This window comes from Xylocopilactobacillus apicola, from assembly GCF_033095985.1.
In the GTDB taxonomy this organism is placed as follows: Bacteria; Bacillota; Bacilli; order Lactobacillales; family Lactobacillaceae; genus Xylocopilactobacillus; species Xylocopilactobacillus apicola.
In genome coordinates this window covers 467,370-485,257 of sequence record NZ_AP026802.1, presented here as the reverse complement: position 1 = coordinate 485,257, position 17,888 = coordinate 467,370, and the positions used below count along the sequence as shown (strand labels likewise).

General features: G+C 39.4%; 20 protein-coding genes. 7 read left to right on the top strand and 13 right to left on the bottom strand.

Annotated elements, in window-relative coordinates; translation table 11 throughout:
* Positions 1-45 precede the first annotated feature (45 nt).
* From R8495_RS02460 to R8495_RS02445, 4 genes are all read right to left on the bottom strand, one after another.
* Positions 46-711: a DUF4811 domain-containing protein gene (locus tag R8495_RS02460; RefSeq protein WP_317635982.1), complete on the bottom strand. Its 666-nt coding sequence runs from the start codon at positions 709-711 to the stop codon at positions 46-48.
* A complete protein-coding gene (locus R8495_RS02455) occupies positions 708-2,180 on the bottom strand; it encodes an MDR family MFS transporter (protein ID WP_317635981.1) in 1,473 nt (490 codons plus the stop codon). The genes R8495_RS02460 and R8495_RS02455 overlap by 4 nt, the downstream gene beginning before the upstream one ends.
* A gap of 10 nt (positions 2,181-2,190) precedes the next feature.
* Positions 2,191-2,649 carry a MarR family winged helix-turn-helix transcriptional regulator gene (locus R8495_RS02450; protein ID WP_317635980.1) on the bottom strand — a complete coding sequence of 153 codons (459 nt, stop codon included), beginning with the start codon at positions 2,647-2,649 and terminating at the stop codon, positions 2,191-2,193.
* Positions 2,650-2,752: 103 nt separating this feature from the next.
* Positions 2,753-4,024, bottom strand: coding sequence for a C39 family peptidase (locus R8495_RS02445; protein ID WP_317635979.1), 1,272 nt, complete (start codon positions 4,022-4,024; stop codon positions 2,753-2,755).
* Between the two features lie 127 nt (positions 4,025-4,151).
* Here R8495_RS02445 and R8495_RS02440 point away from each other — a divergent pair, with 127 nt between their 5' ends.
* Together R8495_RS02440 and R8495_RS02435 are read left to right on the top strand one after the other, a co-directional pair.
* Positions 4,152-4,622: a cell division protein gene (locus R8495_RS02440; protein WP_317635978.1), complete on the top strand. Its 471-nt coding sequence runs from the start codon at positions 4,152-4,154 to the stop codon at positions 4,620-4,622.
* Between the two features lie 2 nt (positions 4,623-4,624).
* On the top strand, positions 4,625-5,887 hold the full coding sequence (locus tag R8495_RS02435) for a glycosyltransferase family 2 protein (RefSeq protein WP_317635977.1): 1,263 nt from the start codon (positions 4,625-4,627) through the stop codon (positions 5,885-5,887).
* 17 nt (positions 5,888-5,904) lie between these two features.
* On the opposite strand, the gene R8495_RS02430 is transcribed toward R8495_RS02435, so the two are convergent.
* From R8495_RS02430 to R8495_RS02415, 4 genes are all read right to left on the bottom strand, one after another.
* The gene (locus tag R8495_RS02430; protein ID WP_317635976.1) at positions 5,905-6,204 is read right to left on the bottom strand and encodes a type II toxin-antitoxin system PemK/MazF family toxin; all 300 of its coding nucleotides are present in this window, start codon (positions 6,202-6,204) and stop codon (positions 5,905-5,907) included.
* Between the two features lie 29 nt (positions 6,205-6,233).
* Positions 6,234-6,503 carry a type II toxin-antitoxin system RelB/DinJ family antitoxin gene (locus R8495_RS02425; protein ID WP_317635975.1) on the bottom strand — a complete coding sequence of 90 codons (270 nt, stop codon included), beginning with the start codon at positions 6,501-6,503 and terminating at the stop codon, positions 6,234-6,236.
* An 86-nt stretch (positions 6,504-6,589) separates the two neighbouring features.
* Entirely contained in the window at positions 6,590-7,486 is an 897-nt protein-coding gene (locus R8495_RS02420) for a nucleotidyl transferase AbiEii/AbiGii toxin family protein (protein ID WP_317635974.1), read from the bottom strand.
* Positions 7,487-7,501: 15 nt separating this feature from the next.
* On the bottom strand, positions 7,502-8,368 hold the full coding sequence (locus R8495_RS02415) for a type IV toxin-antitoxin system AbiEi family antitoxin domain-containing protein (protein WP_317635973.1): 867 nt from the start codon (positions 8,366-8,368) through the stop codon (positions 7,502-7,504).
* A 253-nt stretch (positions 8,369-8,621) separates the two neighbouring features.
* Between R8495_RS02415 and R8495_RS02410 the strand changes: the two genes are divergently transcribed.
* The 3 genes from R8495_RS02410 to R8495_RS02400 are packed head-to-tail and all read left to right on the top strand — an operon-like array spanning position 8,622 to position 10,056.
* The gene (locus tag R8495_RS02410) at positions 8,622-9,059 is read left to right on the top strand and encodes a hypothetical protein (RefSeq protein ID WP_317635972.1); all 438 of its coding nucleotides are present in this window, start codon (positions 8,622-8,624) and stop codon (positions 9,057-9,059) included.
* Complete coding sequence (locus R8495_RS02405) at positions 9,056-9,256, top strand: hypothetical protein (RefSeq protein WP_317635971.1); 201 nt, start codon at positions 9,056-9,058, stop codon at positions 9,254-9,256. Before R8495_RS02410 ends, R8495_RS02405 begins: the two co-directional genes overlap by 4 nt.
* Positions 9,253-10,056, top strand: coding sequence for a YwqG family protein (locus tag R8495_RS02400; protein ID WP_317635970.1), 804 nt, complete (start codon positions 9,253-9,255; stop codon positions 10,054-10,056). The genes R8495_RS02405 and R8495_RS02400 overlap by 4 nt, the downstream gene beginning before the upstream one ends.
* A gap of 122 nt (positions 10,057-10,178) precedes the next feature.
* Here R8495_RS02400 and R8495_RS02395 read toward each other — a convergent pair whose 3' ends face one another.
* Positions 10,179-12,326, bottom strand: a complete 2,148-nt coding sequence (locus tag R8495_RS02395; RefSeq protein WP_317635969.1) for an ABC transporter permease — start codon at positions 12,324-12,326, stop codon at positions 10,179-10,181.
* A gap of 52 nt (positions 12,327-12,378) precedes the next feature.
* On the bottom strand, positions 12,379-13,047 hold the full coding sequence (locus tag R8495_RS02390; protein WP_317635968.1) for an ABC transporter ATP-binding protein: 669 nt from the start codon (positions 13,045-13,047) through the stop codon (positions 12,379-12,381).
* A gap of 337 nt (positions 13,048-13,384) precedes the next feature.
* Between R8495_RS02390 and R8495_RS02385 the strand changes: the two genes are divergently transcribed.
* Together R8495_RS02385 and R8495_RS02380 are read left to right on the top strand one after the other, a co-directional pair.
* Positions 13,385-13,678 carry a type II toxin-antitoxin system MqsR family toxin gene (locus R8495_RS02385; RefSeq protein WP_317635967.1) on the top strand — a complete coding sequence of 98 codons (294 nt, stop codon included), beginning with the start codon at positions 13,385-13,387 and terminating at the stop codon, positions 13,676-13,678.
* A gap of 16 nt (positions 13,679-13,694) precedes the next feature.
* Positions 13,695-14,615: a type II toxin-antitoxin system antitoxin SocA domain-containing protein gene (locus R8495_RS02380; RefSeq protein WP_317635966.1), complete on the top strand. Its 921-nt coding sequence runs from the start codon at positions 13,695-13,697 to the stop codon at positions 14,613-14,615.
* Between the two features lie 22 nt (positions 14,616-14,637).
* Here R8495_RS02380 and R8495_RS02375 read toward each other — a convergent pair whose 3' ends face one another.
* From R8495_RS02375 to R8495_RS02365, 3 genes are read right to left on the bottom strand one after another with little or no spacing between them, the layout of a single operon-like run.
* Positions 14,638-15,786 (bottom strand): ABC transporter permease, encoded by a 1,149-nt coding sequence (locus R8495_RS02375; RefSeq protein WP_317635965.1) that lies wholly within the window; start codon positions 15,784-15,786, stop codon positions 14,638-14,640.
* The gene (locus R8495_RS02370) at positions 15,773-16,885 is read right to left on the bottom strand and encodes an ABC transporter permease (protein WP_317635964.1); all 1,113 of its coding nucleotides are present in this window, start codon (positions 16,883-16,885) and stop codon (positions 15,773-15,775) included. The genes R8495_RS02375 and R8495_RS02370 overlap by 14 nt, the downstream gene beginning before the upstream one ends.
* The gene (locus tag R8495_RS02365) at positions 16,882-17,820 is read right to left on the bottom strand and encodes an ABC transporter ATP-binding protein (RefSeq protein WP_317635963.1); all 939 of its coding nucleotides are present in this window, start codon (positions 17,818-17,820) and stop codon (positions 16,882-16,884) included. The genes R8495_RS02370 and R8495_RS02365 overlap by 4 nt, the downstream gene beginning before the upstream one ends.
* Positions 17,821-17,888: the final 68 nt, after the last annotated feature.

Genomic DNA, 17,888 nt, shown 5'->3' with positions numbered 1-17,888 from the left:
TATATTTAAAATCCGAAAAAAAAGTTGCCAAAACTGGCAACTCTGCTATTTAATTAATCTTTCGATCGCTTGACTTTGGTATTGCAGCATCAAAGCTTGCTGCTCAGATTTTGTCAGCTGCGGCTGATTTCTTAAGGCTTCCTGCAATTTTCCCTGCACATTTTGCCTTAATTTAGCTTGGATCGCTGGTTTCGCTAACTTTTTGGCATCTTTAGAAGACATCACGACCCAATTCTTCGGAAGATAGAAAGTATTTCTCGTTTTAATTCGCGTTCCGTCATTTCCAGCGACCCCAAACATTAAACGACTGAAATTATTCTGGTAACGCCACACTGTTTTCTCGCTGACGAGTTCAGGTTTACCTGCACGCCGCACCACGCGATTCGTCGTCTGATCAGTGCTCGTATGTTTAAGTTTAGAGCTGCCACTGTGATAAAGATAAACTTGTTCTTTGCCTGCGTTGCCCAGCGGTTCATACAATAGAAATGGAATTTTTTGCTGCGGGAGTGCCGACTGAACACTCGTCGTCGTTTTCTCGACTTGTTTTTGCATGCCGAAATGATATGAATTGTTAGCGATGATTAACGCCACAATCCCGACCAACAGCACGTCACTAATGAAGCGAATCCAATTTCCAACCTGGCGATTCTCGACGTACACTCCGCCAAAATAAGCAACTAGCGTCATGACAACCAATAAAACAATGATCATTTTGCGTCACCTCCAAGCGGTAAATCTGCTGAAGTTTCTTTGTCTTTAAGCTTAAATGACAGGCAGAAAGTTACCAGGCAGAGAAACACTGCGACGCCAAAAGCAGCCCGATAACCGGTGATCGTTGCACTAAGCAATTGATCTTTATACGCCATTGGGGTGGCTTTAAGAACACTAACAGCTGGCTTTAGATTATTGGTCACATTAGTCAACACGCTGACTAAAATTGCCGTCCCCATTGAAGTGAAGACCTGGCGGGTCGTATTATTGACCGCCGTACCGTGGCTGATCAAATTAAATGGCAGTGAGTTCATCCCTGAGGTCGTAACTGGCATGTTCACCATCGAAATTCCGAACATCCGGAAGGCATAAAGCACGACGATGTATAAAGTCGAAGAAGATTTTGTAATAAATAGGAAAGGAACTGTTCCAGCAGTTAGAAAGAACATCCCGGTAGTCGCGAGGCGTTTGGCGCCAAACCGGTCAAAAGCTGCTCCCGTGACGGGGCTCATGACCCCCATGATTAACGCTCCTAAAAGCAGGGCGAGACCCGAGTGAAAAGCCGATAGTCCTTTGACCATTTGCAAATACAGCGGCAAAATCATTTCCACTCCCATCATCGCCATGTTTGTAACTGATGATAAGATGACTGACAGCGCAAATTCTGGTGATTTGAAAACTCGCAGCTGCAAGAAAGGATTTTCCAGATGCAGCTGGCGGTAACAAAAAAGGGCAATGAAGGCAAGTCCGACTAGAATCGTACCGTAAACTAGCGGAGAAGCCCAGCCGTGATCGCCGACCGACGAAAATCCGTATAAAAGGCTGCCAAATCCTAGCGTCGATTCGATGATTGAAAGCACATCGATCGAATTGTGCGAGATTTTTAGAACTGAGCGCATCGTGAAGAAGCTTGTGATGATAACGAGCGTCACAATCGGAATAATAATGCTAAACAAATCACGCCAAGTCCAATTGTCGATCACCCAGCCCGAAAGTGTCGGACCGATCGCTGGTGCTAGCCCGATTACGAGCCCGCCTAGTCCCATTGCAATCCCCCGTTTTTCTGGCGGGAAGATCGTCAGGATAATCGTTTGCATCAAAGGCATCGTGATTCCAACAGCAACTCCTTGAATTAGCCGACCAGCCAAAAGCATTTGGAAGCTGCCAGCAAAATAACAAATCACTGTTCCGACTAGAAACGTACTCATGGCGCTGATATAAAGTATTTTTGAATTAACTCGGGTGCTGATCCAAGCACTCACGGGGATCATGACGCCATTAACCAACATAAAACCGGTCGTCAGCCACTGCACGGTTGACGCCGAAATATTGAAGGTTTTCATTAAAGTTGGAAAAGCAGTAGCTAGAATCGTCCCATTTAAGACGGTACAGAAAGTTCCACATAATAAAGTAACAACTAATGCAATCTTATTGAAAGGTTTCCCGTTAGTATCAACGGTTTGATCCATCTTCAACACCTCACTCTTTTTTAAATTTTGTTAATAATTCTTGATAATCAATATCTTTCAAATTTGTTTGCATTTTCGCAATCATTTTCTCTAAACTGTCAAGTTCCTGGGATGTAAAATCCTTGAAAATAAACTCATTCCACAACTCCAGTAAACTATCAAATTTATCAAAAATTTCTTGTGCTTTAGCCGTCGGTTGAACCAACTTCTTGCGATGATTTGTTGGATCTTCTTGGCGGGTGATCAACCGTTTCTCCTCTAGGTTTCTAAGTCCGCGCGCAATACTCGTCTCATCAGCCATGACATGTTGAATAATCGCTCCTTGACTGCATCCCGGATGCATTACAACTGTCACCAGTAACATGCTGTCAAAAGCTTTCAAATCGTAAGGTCTAAGAAATTCTTGAAGTAAGCGCCGTTTTAGCCGGTAAAAACCAATTTCAAAACGGATAAATGATCGACTTTCCATATTCGCCTCCTTTTAGCGTTGAAAATTATAGTTCTACACTTGGCATCTGTCAAGTGTTGACTTATGACAAAAAAGCCGTAATTTCAAGTAACAGAAACTACGACTATTTTAAGAATGCAACGGCAAACTTCATATGATTGTAAGCCTCAAGGAAGGTGGATTTCTTGACCCAATAAACGCCGTTCTCGGGATCAACAATATGAAGCGAATCGGCGTTGTAGCCATCAATTGTCACGACGTGAGCATTATCAACGCCCATCCCCCAGTTATAACGACTCCAGACTGCTGGTTTGTAATTTAAAGTGACCCACGCGACCACTGGTGCACCACCGTCAAGATGTCCGATAATGCCGTCAATCCCACTGCCGCTGATGTTATTCGCCCGACCAAAGCGGCGAACCCAAGGAGTCAGAGCACTTGGGAAAATGGACTGGTAGATCCCGCTCATAACCTGATAAGGCGAACCGCCAAAACCTTCGTAAGGATTCCCATTGGCTGCGATGGGCATTGTTGCTAGAAAAGATTTTAAATTATAATCAGCCGCGTGACCTTGATAGTGAAGCGCTTCTAAAGAACTCGCTGCTTCGCATCCCATCGGCGCCCCCGCAGCCTCTTGGCTGATGTAACTTGCCCCAAGCACCCGACTCTCTGCAAACTGTCCGACCACGACATAATCGCCGTCGACCCACTGATTTTTGCCGACCTCGTACCAATTTTTTCCTGCAACTTGACGCTGGCCGACAATTTTCCACGTCGAAGCGTTTGGCAGATATTGCAGCAATTTTGCTTCGTGCGTCGCCTCGCTGAACACTCCGATGCCGTAATTCGCCTCGTAACTCACAGTCAAGTACGACTTCTGGTCCCACTTCGGCTCAACGTAAGCTCTCAGATACTGCGCTTCAACCCACTGATTGGCGCCCAAATTGTAGTAGTAGACGTCATTGACGACACGTGATTCAAACACTTTCCACTGCGTTCCGTCGTGCAAAGTTTGTTCGGTTGGCATGACTTGATTCCCATTGATTTGATAAACACGAATGCCGTAGCCTGGGACGTAGAAAACTTGTCCGATGAAATTAATCACATACTGGGCTTGAACCCACTGATTCCCGCCGACGTTATTGTATTTGACACCGTTAATATTTTGGCTTTTGAACACTTGCCACAGTGAGTCGTGAGGCAGAAATTTCTCAGTCGGACTCACCGTCTCGCCGTCAATTGTATAAACTCTAACTCCGTAATTTGGCTGGTAATTGATCTGACCGACAAAAACATCGTCAACTGCTGAGTCTGCGTGCACTTGCTGGGTTTTGCCAATCAAGGCAAATGCCATTAAAATAAATGTAATTAAATAGATGGTTCTTTTCTTAAACAAGTTTTCCCTCTTAATTTCCATGATTGTAAATTTATTATCAACTTTTTTTCAAAAGCGTCAAGAAATTTTTCAGAAAAATGTTTGAGGGTGAATTTTTTCATTATAATATTACGTGGAGGTACGAAAATTGAAATTAGTTAATGATGATTACTTCAAGCGCGGCCATTGGGGCATGAAAATTGGGCAAACGCTCGTGGCACTTATTGGTTGGTGCGGCGTTTTGTTTCCTTTTTTCTGGGTATTGTCGCCGATTTTGTTTGCGAGTTTTGCCCACAAGTTCAAGATTGCTCACTATTTTGATGAAATTCAACTTTTGAAATTCTTAGGACTTTTTTTCATCGGATATTTCATATTCATCGTCATTTTCTACTTTTGTGTAACATTGTGGAACAACCACCGATTCACTCACACACTAAACCGGCAGATCGTGCCAAACCAAGAGAAGCTTGATCAGCGCGAAAAAGTGCTGGAAGCTGTTTGGACTGAACGTTTTGGACCTAAAGACGCCCGTCATGATGCGAAATTTTACAGTGTGCGTCCTGATCAGAATTTAGATACGCACTTCACCGCCAGACTTTTTAAAGAACACGAGGTATAAAGATGAATCCTTTTAACATTGCCTTTTTGATTTTAATTTCCTATCCGATCTTAGGAGGGCTGGCTTGGTTTGTTGGCGTGCTTTGTTACAAGTTTATTTTTAAACATCAGCAAAAGGAGTGGGTCGAGATTCCAGATGATATTGAGCCAATGATTACGATCATGGTGCCCGCGCACAACGAACATGTGACGATCAGAAACACGATTGACTATTTAATGAACGAACTCAATTACACAAATTATGAGGTTCTGGTCACTGACGACGGCTCAACTGACGACACGCCGCAGATTCTAAAGAGTCTGCAGGAGCAATACCCGCGTCTTAGAGTAATTCGCATTGAAAAAAATAAAGGAAAGGCGCATGCGTTTAACATTGGACTTTCTTTTGCAAAAGGCGAGTTGATTCTCAGTAACGATGCTGATACGGTGCCGGAGCCGGATGCTTTGAAGAAATACGTTAACTATTTTATTCGGCAAGATTCGCAGAATATCGCCGCCGTCACAGCGAACATGGACGTACAAAATCGCAACAAGTTGATCGCGAAATCTCAAACGGTCGAATTTTCGAGCATTGTTGGAATTATCAAGCGGACTGAAACTGGTGTTTTTGGCGGGATTTACGCCTACAGCGGCGCCAACACGATGTATCGCAAAAGTGCGCTGATTGACGTAGGGCTCTTTCGCCAAGATCGCGCCACCGAAGATATCAGTGTGGCTTGGGATCAGCAATTAAACGGCTGGCTTGCAGCTTTCGCACCTGACATTATGTTTTATATGAACGTCCCTGAAACAGCAAAAAATCTTTATCGGCAACGAAAACGCTGGGCAAAAGGTGGAACTGAAGTTTGGTTAACCAACTTTAGTAAAATCCTGCGCCATCCATTAGAAAATATTGGTCGAACGTTGATGTTTATCGATCAAAGCTTTAGCATTATCTGGTCGTTTTTCTTCTGGATTTCCACAATTTTCTTCATTTGGCTGGTAGTTTCTGACCTTGTTACTAATAGTGGCGACGCTCTGATCCACCTGCTGACAATGGCGCTCGTCTTCGTCTGCTTTGAAATGATCGCAGGGGCGCTCCAGCTAACGGCATCCCTCATCATCGACGACCGTGGGCGCAAGTTCGCATATATTCTGTTTGCCCCGCTTTACATGCTTTGGTGGTGGATTATGAATGCCCTCACAATTGTCACAACTTTTATCCCGGCGGTTAAAACGATCTTGGGGCACGGATCGGGAACTTGGGTCAGCCCAACGCGGGAATAAGCACGCCAAAAAAACACTTAAGAATTCATAAATGTAAGCAATTGTTTCAAATCCAATTTGCTTAACTTGCCAAGATACCTCAATTCAGATTTTCTAATCGGCAGTTTATAGCGCTTATTACAATCAATCCACGATCCTTTCTTTAATCCCGACTGCTTCCAATCATTAATTTCATAATGCTTGGGTCGTATTTGTAGTGATTTATTTGAAAATTTGGAGGTTATTTTGTAAACATAGTGATAGCCATCAGCCTGTTCAATATACAAAACGGGTCTCGTCTTCCCGCCAGTAATATCATCGTATTTTAAATAAGCCAAAAATATATTTCCTAAGTCCATTATCTTGTTTAATCTTCAAAAAATTCAGCTATTTCGGCTGGTGTTTCGACACTTTGACTAGGTGAGTTATGCGTTGCAGCAACCAATTGAGCTTTTAATTTATCATATTCACTAATTGAAAACGAAACCGGCAACGTTCCAGTATCAGCTATTTGGGTCAGTAACATCGACACAACATCACTAGTTTTCAGTCCCAATTTAGCAATCACTAAATCTGCTGTCTCAGCCGTTGTTTTATTTAAATTGACAGAAATTCTTTTAGTAACAGTATCTTTCATGGTTAAATTCTCCTATTAGTGGCGATTATATCACAAAAATGCCATTTAATACAAACCAAGGTCAATACCCGCACAAAAAAATCATCTCAGATTTTTCGCTGGGTGATTTTTCTATAAACATTATGAAGCTCGGTTAAATATTCTTTAAATTGATGCATTATATCTGAAAATTCTAAACTCTGAGTATATTCCCTATCTAAAGTATAATTTTTCCAATACTTTCCATTAATTTCCTTACTACTAGATATTTCATCAATTATAAAAAACCAATCTTCAAATAATTCTTCATCGATTATTTTGTCTTTATGTCTAAAATTCCACGTATTCTCAAAAGCTTCATAAAGTTTCACAGAACTGGTTTCGTTAGGAGAATTTAAAATAAGATGAATGTCATAAAAGTCTTTCATTCTAGAATTTTTAACACCTAAATCCAATACTATTTCTGCTTTTTCGGCAAGTGTTGTTTCAAGAGGATAAGCATAAATGGCAAGCGTTTCCTGTTTCTCGTTCTTTTCATTAAAAAGCAAAGGAATCTCTGTAATTTGAGCTGATGGAGTAATCTTATCTCCCACCCCTAAATCCAAATCAAAGCAAATATTTGAATTTTCATCAGAGAAATTCATTTTTAACTTTGCTCTAAAACCAGCATAAACATGATTTTGTTGAGAATCTACTAATTTCAGCAATTCAAACTTAACATTGTCATTTAAATCAATGTCAGATATCGTTTCAAGCATTTCTGTGATGTTTTTTCGATCAACTTCTATATCCCGTAATGATGTATCCAAATCCTTTGTTGTTCTTTGCTCAATTTTAAAAATGGTTCCCAGTAGAAAACCACCTTTAATAACTACATTATCCTTATACTCACTATCCTGTAACCTTAGTAAAAAGCGTTCCGTAGCATACCTAATTCTATATTCTTCAAAACTTATTTTTGAATTTTGGGTTTTAATTAAATCTTTTAGCCGATTGGATTTCAATTTTATCTCCTCTTATCAATCTAACCTTAACGACCATAAATATCGGTCTAACTCTGAAAGCACTCCTTCTTTATGAGCAATTCTTCTTAATCTTTGACCTTTTCCGGGATTTGAATCATAGTACCGCCTAATAGCTTCAACCTTCGATTCTTCCTCTGCGCATGAATTCGGTCTCAAAATATCGGCAATTGTGCGCTCAGAGGTCGTCACCCGAACAGGATTTCCTTCACTTGTTTCTTTAATTAAAATTTGAGATTCCTCAATGGGATCACTTCTCGTGAGGACAAGCGGGTCATTTTCTGGATATCTTACAAGGAGAGACTTTTGCCCATTATATAATTCCCACGACGACTGCAAAACATTATCACTAATTTGAGATAACTTGTATCCCTTCGGCATACTCATAACGGTTCTTTTAGGGATGACATCACACAAATCCAACAAATACAAAGCTGATTCATGCGAGATGACAGATTTTGAATATTGTTTTTGAAATAAAAACGGCGCATCAATTTTTTTTGACGGAAAAACCAGAGTTTTATTGGTAATTGTTTTCAAATGATATTTCTTACTAAATCTATCTATGTAATAATTGCTAATGCCCGCTTCATTCATTAAACTTCTAACAATATTTCCGTGATATTTAGCTGCCTGAACCAAGAAATCAAATTCTTTTGAATCAATTTCTGGCATTTGCGAATCGATCAAGTACTCATTTAATTGAGAATTAAAAAAAGGTTTCTTCAATGATTCAATGACCTGAGAAATTTGATTATCATCAAGTATAGTAATCATTTTATTTATTATACTTATTTTTTCGTCTTTACTTAAAGGTCTACTTTCAAATTCTTTTTTCAGAATTTCTACTAGTTCAGTTGACATCGTAAATACCTCCCTTGCTGAATACCATTTTAACATTTAACTCACCAAAAAGCAGTTATTATTAGTTAATATTTAAAATAAATTCGAATATTTGCCGATTATTTTAATATTTAACCTTTTTCATTTTTGAATTTTTGGTTATTTTCAAAAAAATATTTCAAATTCGAATATGTTACAATGTTTAGGATATCGATTTTTTAATTCGCTATTTTTAAAGTCCAAAACTAAAAACCTTAAAGGAGCATTGACCCCCATGGGATTATTTAAAGTATCAGATGAAAAAAGTAACGAAAGTTATGAGTTAATCAAAAGGATTTTCGAGCAAGCCGCACCAGGTGAAGATTGCCGTTTGGTTTACGGTTACAGCATGAAATCTGGATTCATGAGCAAGAAAATTGGCAGTTTTATTTTGGGACTATCCTCTGATGAACAAACTCTTCAGATCTTGCCATTCGACGTCGTGGAACAAACTCCCGGCTCGCTAATCACGATAAATCGCAGTGAGATAACTTCGGCTAAACGCTCGATGCAAGGAGCTACCGTGATCGAATCACCAAAACTCGCCAAAAAATTGAAAGTTGTGATTCCGCCGTTTACAGCTAAAGGCGCTGATAACACTTATCAATTGCCGATCAACCAAGAAGAAAATGAGAAAATTTTCAGAGATTTCTTCACAACTATCAAGAAATGACCTGGGTAATTTTCATCTTCTGCCTTGCGTATTTCGGGTTCGTCTTTCTTTCTTGGAAGCTGGACTGGCAGGGTGTCGTCAAAGTTGTCCCGACAATTTTTGTTGGGATTATGCTGATCATCTCGGCCGTTGGTCTCATCACCGGTCAAACTTACAACGAAATGATTGCACATATTGAGGGTTGGAACAAAAAATGAACAAATTAGAAACCATGATTCAAAAATATCTTTCAGCGGAAGATGCCAAAAAAATATCTGCTGCCAAAAGACAATTTATTGCACTTGAGTTGACTGATGATAAGACCACCAACATCTGCAGTAAGGTTGGCGGGGTTGGCTATCTGCCAAAAAGCGTCAAGTACCCAACTAACACTGACGGTAAGCCGTTATCTTTCCTGGCACAGATTAATTTTGCTGAAATGCCAAAACTTTCGCCGTTTCCTGAGCAAGGGATCCTCGCTTTTTACATCGATATTTTTGACGATCTAATGGGATTAAATTTAGACGACCCAAAAGACCACAGCGGCTACCAAGTCTTTTATTTCGCTGATTCAAGCGAGCCGTCCCAGGATCTGACAGGGATTTTTGAGCCATACAAAAATGAAGAATTGTATGAGGTCGTCGAAAACGAGAAGCGCCTATCCGGCACCCTGTCTGAAATAATTCCGATGGGAGATTTTGTGGAATTCACTCAATCCGTGGGCAAAGATTTTTACGGCATGATGGAAGATAACCTTTCCGACCAACAAATCGATGATCTAATGGACATGGTTCCGATTGAATCTGCAATTGGCGGATATCCTTTTTTCACGCAAACTGACCCGCGCGAGTACGACCAGGGACTGGCAAATAACTACAACACTTTGCTGTTCCAGCTCGTCTCTGACGATGATAACGTGATGTGGGGCGATTCGGGAGTTGCCAACTTCTTTATCAATCAAGAGAAGCTGCAAAATTTAGATTTTTCTGACGTGATGTACAATTGGGATTGCTATTAATTTGAAAAAATGTTAGAATGATCTAGAAATTGAAAAGAAGCCAATGAGATTTCGCCTCAAAGGCTTCAATCGTGGTTTGGAAGAATCTTGTTTAGCTAATCTTTGCGATTAGCTTTTTTGATTTACTCGACACTTTTCAACGCTTCAACCATTTTAATTTTCCTAATCTTGCGATTTAATAGGAAAGTAACGAGAACAATTAAAGCAATCGTAAATCCAATTGTGATGAAATAGCTTTTTAGCGCAATTAATGGCGTAAAATCTAATTCGTCACCCATTCCAGCGTTGGCAAATATTTTGTGATGAAGCATTTTGCCAACTGGAATGCCAATTATGATCCCTGCAATTGACAGAAAAATATTTTCGGTCGAGAGAATTTTCTTCAATTCTTGATTCTTAAATCCCAAAACAGACAGGGTTGCCAAACTTCGGCTTCGGTCGCTAAAATTCAAAACCCCTAAATTGTACAATACAATTATTAACAGCGAACCCGCAGCTAAAATCAAAAGCAGTGACATTGACAGGGTGCTGCTCATACTTTTTAAAAAGTCTTTTTTCTGCTGTTCAGTCTTAGTGACTTTGGTGGCGTGCGACTCTAAATCAGCTAAATTCTGATTCTTGGAGATAATACTTGTTGGCACAAAATTTTGTGCTAAATTTTTCCAACTTTCCTGAGTTAAATACACCCCTTGACCGATATTTAACTGGCCAATCGTCGTTACTTTGAAGTTTATCAAATTTCCTTTTGAATCATAAAATCGCATTCGATCGCCCACTTTGACATCATAAAGTTTAGCCGTTTTTTCGGTAATTAGGATTTCATCAGTTTTTAAATTAACTGCTTCGCCAGACGGTTGGTAAATCCTGATTAATTTACTTTGGTCTTCCAAAATATGTACAATACTAGTCTTATCATGACTCGCAGACATTAAGAACACAGGATATTCCATTAAAAATTCTGTGTTCTTTTTGTTAGTTTGAACGCTTTGATTCAAGTAAATTTTCGCGTCATACAAATAGTTTCTTTCATAGACTGTATTAGCGACGCCATTGACGGTATCTCGAATTCCAAGCGCCGACAACAACAACCCGGTGCTTCCCGCAACGCCGATCACCGTCATTATCGCTCGCAGTTTGCCGTTAGAAATCTGTCTAAAAATTAACTTATTCAAAACTTGCATTTTACTTGAGATTAAAATACGGCTTTGATGACCTTCGTCGACCTTATCTCTCAGTAGTTCGGCTGGCTTTTCCCGACTTAATCGCTTAAAAACAAAAACGGTGGCTAGACACGTACATAAAATTCCCAATATTGAAACTAAAAGGACTTGCTTAAAATCTAAAATAATTTTGTAGTCACCAAACACAAATAGTTCGTTGAAAAAACGCCAAATGTACGGTGGTATTAACTTCCAGCCTAGGACTACTCCTAACACTGTCCCAACAATACTAACCAAAAAACTATAACTCAGATAATGCAGTAAAATTTGTGAATCACTCAAACCCAGCGATCTCATAGTTCCAATTGTTTGACGCTCACGATTAATTAGCCGATACATGGTTGTAAAGCTCATCAAAATTACAATCATAAAGAATACAACTGGAAAGAGCGAGCCAATTGTCTGATATTGAGTTATTTTCTGGCTTACTGCCAAGTCATTTAGAGTTTCTTTGGTACTCGATAAACTAATAATGTCTTGCTTGAAAACTGACTGAAGTTCTTTTTTTACTTGTTTAACCTGATTTGTTTGCAATAAGATTCGATTGACCACCGGACGTTCATTTGTAATATAAACAAAGCCGTACTCTTTGTGGTTAGGGATTACCGTCGTTGAATCAGGCGTGAGATATAAATAGGACGAACTTGTCGCCAACCCCGCAACTTTATATTGCTGTTTGGCTATTGTCATTTGATCGCCGACTTTGATTTTATTTTGTTCAGCGAAGCTTTGATCTAAAACACAATTGTTGCCCTTAAGCTTGGCTTTCCCGCCCGTAATCGTGAATCCGTTAAGTTTAAAATTGGGTTGGACTGCATTCACAACTAAATTTTTTTGTTCCGTTTTGAGTGATGTTTCAAAATTTTTGACGTGTTTAATGCCTGCAATTTTCTTGCGATCCAATACAGTCGGTTTAATTATTAGTTCGATGTCCGCCTGGTTATCTCTCTTATAAGCCTCATTTTGATAGACTTGCAGGCTGCGCCAAGTGCTGTCGACCCCGATAAAAATCGTAACTCCAAGCGTTAACATCAAAACAATTGAAATCAACTGACCAAAATTATGCTTTATTGTCCTAAAGAATTTCTTGATTAATGGCTTTTTAATTGTTCCTTACCTCGATTTGTCCATCTTTCATCTTTATCACCCGATCAGCAAACTCCGCAAATTCTGCATTATGCGTCACTACAATTACTGTTTTATGTCGATCGGTGGCAACACTTTTTAAAAGCGAAAAAATATGCTGCCCAGTCTGGGAATCCAGAGCTCCCGTCGGTTCATCACAAAGTAAGATATCCGGATTCTTAGCAATCGCCCGCGCAATGGAAACTCGCTGCTGCTCACCACCGGACAACTGAGAAGGGAAATTGTTCTGACGATTTTCTAATCCCACGTCGCAGATACTCTTTTTGGGATCTAACGGGTTATCGCAATCTTGAGTTGCCAACTCTACATTTTCAAGTGCAGTTAAATCAGGAATTAAATTATAAAACTGAAACACAAAACCAACATTGTTGCGACGATACAGCGTCATTTTTTTCGCATCAAACGACGAAATCAGATTTTTATTAACTTTTATTGTCCCTGAACTTAGGCTGTCCATTCCGCCCAACAAATTCAGAAGGGTCGTTTTCCCAGCACCGCTTGCTCCCAAGATCACAACAAATTCGCCCTGCTCGATTTCAAAATTGACTTGATTAACAGCTTTTATCTTTGTGTTATTACCTACCACGTACTCTTTAGTCACATTTTCAAAATTAATATAACTCATTTATTTCCTCATTTGAACATTTGATCACATGTTCAAATGTAACAAAAAGGTCACCCTGTGTCAAATAAAATAAGTTCCCGGATAGATTTCTGGGAACTTCCCTAATGTTATAATGAATCTTAATGAAAGAATTTAAATATATCGCACAATTTAAACTTGATCCTGGAGAGCGAGAAATAGATCTTGGTAATTCGATCGGCAAAGAACTTATTTGACCTTAAAATAAGTTGTTGTTATTTTTTAGCAAAAATTTACAGATCCTAAAAGCAGTGCTATTATTTAGTAGCGAAAATGACAACTTGAGTTATAATAATGATAGAGAAAACGGGTTACTGAAGTGAACCAGTATGAAATATTAGCTAAATTAAAATATTTGATTTCAAATGATAAATTCAATTTGATAAATCGGAGATCAGAATCCGCCTATCCTATTTCAACAGATTTGGTCAAAGAGATCGTTAGCCAACTTGACGTCAGTGATTTTAAGAAACAAGAACTCGACCGCGATCGTTCAGGTGAATTCGTATGGATTTATAAAACCGAATTCAATGAGGAAATTTTTTACATCAAATTCAAAATTAATAATGAAGGTAGTTGGATCAAGTTTATTAGCTTTCATATATCAAATTAAATTCACGAGGTAGCCAATGAGTACATATATTAAAGACCACACAAATACTTTTCTGATTCACGGGCATCGCTATGAAGTAACTGCTCCTGCTAGATTTGATCAAGAAACTGATGAGTTGGTCGATGATCTTAAGTTAGACGATCAAGCAGTTGAAATTGCAAATCAAATGTATCGTGCGGAGATGGGATTAGTGGCGCCGATCGAAATCAAGAAATATCGCGCTAAGATTGGTTTATCACAGCGCGAATTCGCTAAATTGGTTGGTTGGAGTCCTAACACTGTCGCTATTTACGAAGCAGGAGCATTTCCGAACCCGTCAAATAACAAAATCTTGAAAGCTTTAATGGTTAATGACGAGTTGCTAAAAACAATGATTGACCAAGATCAAACTCCCGATACCATTATTAAAAAGATCAAGAACTATTTAAAACGTGATAGTCAGGAAATCATTCCTATTGATCCGCCAAAACCGAAGTTTAATGCCCTGCAGCTAGCTAACTGGTTTCGGGTTAACAATTATTTTTCAGCCCAATCAGATGAAAACGTCGAAGAATTGACCCAGATGAAGGTGGTTAAATTATTATATTTTGCTTTTGGTCGTTACGCAGCAGAAACTAAAGGCAAACTGTTTGAATCTCCAATTTTGGCATTGCCATACGGTCCAGTTGTACAAGAAGTCCACCAAAAATTCAAAGGTCAAAAAGGAATCATTGGCAATAAACTTGAAGATGAGGCTTTTGAGGACTACAGCAATATTCAAAGTGATTCTGACATTTCTAACTTACTTTTAGGAATTCTAAACGACTACGGTGATTTTACAGCTTCTGGGCTAAGCGCAATAACTCATCAACCAGGATCCCCTTGGTCGCTAACAGAGCATGGGATTATTAATCCAACATTAATTGAACAAAACTTTTCTCGCGGAGTTGAGAATTAAGACGCAGTTGGAGCGTATTTTTTTAATCGAACTCCAAATTCATTTTCTCGCACAAGACTTGCAGCGTCCAAAACGCGATCGCAAAACCAACAACAATCAGCATCGATTGCCCAAACGATTGGTAAAACTTGGAATTAAAATTAACGGTGTCCCCGATTAAATCATTATTTTTTGTAAACCAATACACTGGTGTGAAGCAGGCAATTTTGCCAACAAAATCAGGCAGCAGACTGCTAGAAACAAACACTCCGCCCAAAAAACAACTTCCTAAACCATAAATATTTTGAAAACCATTTAACGCCTGCTCATTTTTAAATAAACTAGTAATCCAGCTCGATAGCGTGACAATTGAAAGAATAAAGATCAAAGAGTTAAAGATAAACAGTAAGGTGACTTTATTCAGATTTAACCCCGCAAAAATGAAAATCAAGAACAAGAAGACGGCGCTTGTCGCAATCAAATAGGTCGACAAGCCTCGATTAATCTGCGTAGATAATTCGCGCGGTTTAAGCGGTGAACACTGGTTGCGCACCTTAATTTCCTTGCGGTTAAAGACTAAATTTACTGTGCTAAACGCCCCAAAGATAATGAGGAAAATCCCATAGGCAACTAAATTGTAAATGTTTGACGCCCTGCTCTGTTTTTCGCGCCTTTCATAGGATTCATCAAGTTTAACTTTTCCTTGCTTGCTCAAAGTCTGGCTCGTCTTAGTTAAAAGTTGATCCCATTTTAAATCGGGCAATTTGGTTTGGTAAAGCCGCAAAGTATTTAAATATTGATCAACGTTACTGTCGACCAACTCCTTTCTATACGTCCCTGGACGAACTTGAGTTTTGAGCTTAGGCTTCTGACCTGACTTTACTTGCGCTTCAAAATCTGCGGGCAAGTACAAAATGTAATCCGCAGTTTGAAAAAAAATTGCATCATCAATCCCCTTTTGACTCTGATCTTTGATTTTAACGACTTTTTGCTGATGCCCTAAATAATCGGTTAACGAATTAGTGAGATCACTTTTTTTAGTTGTAATTACCGCAACTTTTGCCACTTGATCAGAAGAGCTTTTTTGTTGAAAGGTAAAAATTACAAGAATCAACAACGTAACTCCAAAAGCCAGCAAAAGTTCGCCAATATTTTTGATTAGAACTCTTAAAATCGTCTTATAAACTGACATACTGAACCCGCCTTTCGAATCGATAATCTAAGAGCACAAAAAGAATTGTCAGCCCTAACAGCCAGACTAAATTTTGATAAAAAGTTGTTAAGGACTGGTAAAAGAATAATTGATAAATGCTGTCGCTGATCAGGTTAACTGCATTGAGCTTACCCAAAAGCGGCAAATTTAAATCAATCCAATGTTTGATACCCTGAGTACCCATCATCCCAGCAAGTACGGTTAATAACGATACCATCAGACTCACAACCCCGAGTTTTTGCGAATAGCTTCGCTTACTCATTAAATTGCCGATAAATTTGCCCATACAAATTTGCAAAACGCTCCCCATCAAACAAACCAAGAGAATTAATCCCCACCGGTTGCCAAAATCGACCTGATAACCCCAATGGAAAACTGCTAAAACGATCAAGACGATCGCATAAAAGACAATTAGCGCTGCAATTAAATTACTAATGACAACCAACATTTTGGGAATCGGCGTTAAAGTGAGCCGAATGCCGTTTTCTGATTGATCCGCCTGCTCGTCTTCGGCATTACGCAGACCAAATTGCACACCATAGCCGACTGCCATCGCAATTAAAGTAAAGAAATAAAAACTCATAATGCTAAAGTTACGACTTTTGGCTTGATTAAAGGTGTAGTGATCATCAGGCACCTTCAAATTTACAGGATGGGACTTTGACAATTCCGTAAACATGGCACGATTTTGTTCATAACGGCTCAAAATATCTTTTAAAATATTTTGTTCGACGCCGTTTTGAGCAATTACTAATTTAATTGGCTGGGAATTTGTATCATAATATCCTACCAATTCTCCTGCAGTTAATTTCTTTTGAGCTTCTGATTGGCTTAAATGACTCACTTTAAAAACTGACTTGTTTTCATTTTTTACCTCAGCTAACCCCCGCCGAAGTTCCTGATCATTTCCCACCACGGCAACCGGCGTGCTGTTGTCTAACATTTGAATTTGGTCTAAATTACTAAAAACCATTTTAAAGAAAAGTCCCATGACTAACGGGAACACCAGCGTCCAAAAAAGTAAGAACCGGTTACCGAGCAGCACTTTAACTCGGTAATAAATCAAATGTTTCATCATGCTTCGTCCCTCAACTCACGACCGGTAATTGTTAAGAACACATCATTTAACGTCACCTCTTTGGTATGAAGATCAGCGTAAGCGACTTTTGCCTGCTGCAAATATTCAAGCACCGGCAGCATCGTTTGCTCTAGATCACCGCTCGTAATTTCCAAACTTTGATCGGCGTAATTAAGTTCTTGCACCGCTGGCAGCTTCAACAAATCAGCTTGCTGCTCACTTGTAATCATCGGGACGGTTATCACAATCTTTTCGTTAGCTTTGACCATTGCTTTAAGCTCGTCGGCGGAACCTTGCGCAATGACCGAACCGTGATCTAAGATCACAATTCGATTACACAAAAACTCGACTTCTTCCATATAGTGAGTCGTATAAACAATTGTCGCGCCATTTTTATTTAACTCTTTAATGCTCTCCAAAATTCGATTCCGACTTTGGGGATCCACGGCAACTGTCGGTTCATCTAAAAATATTAATTCAGGCTGATGAGCAATTCCACAAGCAATGTTAAGGCGTCGAGCCAAGCCACCACTCAGCTGCTTGGGATAAAATTTAGTAAAGTCCTGCAAGCCAACTAATTCAATTGTTTGATCCACATTCTTTGCTACCTGTGCCCGATCTTTGAGATACAATCCACAGTAGTAACTAATATTTTCTTGCACCGTGAGCTCTTTAAAAAAAGCCAGCTCTTGCGGAACAATCCCAATGCGCTCTTTAATTGCGTAGCTATCTGGCTTCATCGTCTGATCAAAAACTTTGATTTCGCCCCGATCGTAACTAAGTAGTGATAAAATACAATTAATCATCGTCGATTTACCACTGCCGTTTGGTCCCAACAATCCAAGAATGTCGCCTTCTTGAACTTGTAAATCCACGTGATTAAGCGCCGTCAACTCGCGATAGCGTTTAACCAAATTCTGAACATCGATAATCATTTTGAACTCCTCACCTTGATCTGATATTCTCTACTATATAAATTTGTCGCCAAGTTGCCCAGTGACTT

Coding starts and splice junctions, on each gene's coding strand:
- R8495_RS02460 (WP_317635982.1), bottom strand. CDS start 711: ATGATCATTGTTTTATTGGTTGTCATGACGCTAGTTGCTTATTTTGGC.
- R8495_RS02455 (WP_317635981.1), bottom strand. CDS start 2,180: ATGGATCAAACCGTTGATACTAACGGGAAACCTTTCAATAAGATTGCA.
- R8495_RS02450 (WP_317635980.1), bottom strand. CDS start 2,649: ATGGAAAGTCGATCATTTATCCGTTTTGAAATTGGTTTTTACCGGCTA.
- R8495_RS02435 (WP_317635977.1), top strand. CDS start 4,625: ATGAATCCTTTTAACATTGCCTTTTTGATTTTAATTTCCTATCCGATC.
- R8495_RS02425 (WP_317635975.1), bottom strand. CDS start 6,503: ATGAAAGATACTGTTACTAAAAGAATTTCTGTCAATTTAAATAAAACA.
- R8495_RS02415 (WP_317635973.1), bottom strand. CDS start 8,368: ATGTCAACTGAACTAGTAGAAATTCTGAAAAAAGAATTTGAAAGTAGA.
- R8495_RS02410 (WP_317635972.1), top strand. CDS start 8,622: ATGGGATTATTTAAAGTATCAGATGAAAAAAGTAACGAAAGTTATGAG.
- R8495_RS02405 (WP_317635971.1), top strand. CDS start 9,056: ATGACCTGGGTAATTTTCATCTTCTGCCTTGCGTATTTCGGGTTCGTC.
- R8495_RS02400 (WP_317635970.1), top strand. CDS start 9,253: ATGAACAAATTAGAAACCATGATTCAAAAATATCTTTCAGCGGAAGAT.
- R8495_RS02390 (WP_317635968.1), bottom strand. CDS start 13,047: ATGAGTTATATTAATTTTGAAAATGTGACTAAAGAGTACGTGGTAGGT.
- R8495_RS02380 (WP_317635966.1), top strand. CDS start 13,695: ATGAGTACATATATTAAAGACCACACAAATACTTTTCTGATTCACGGG.
- R8495_RS02375 (WP_317635965.1), bottom strand. CDS start 15,786: ATGTCAGTTTATAAGACGATTTTAAGAGTTCTAATCAAAAATATTGGC.
- R8495_RS02370 (WP_317635964.1), bottom strand. CDS start 16,885: ATGATGAAACATTTGATTTATTACCGAGTTAAAGTGCTGCTCGGTAAC.
- R8495_RS02365 (WP_317635963.1), bottom strand. CDS start 17,820: ATGATTATCGATGTTCAGAATTTGGTTAAACGCTATCGCGAGTTGACG.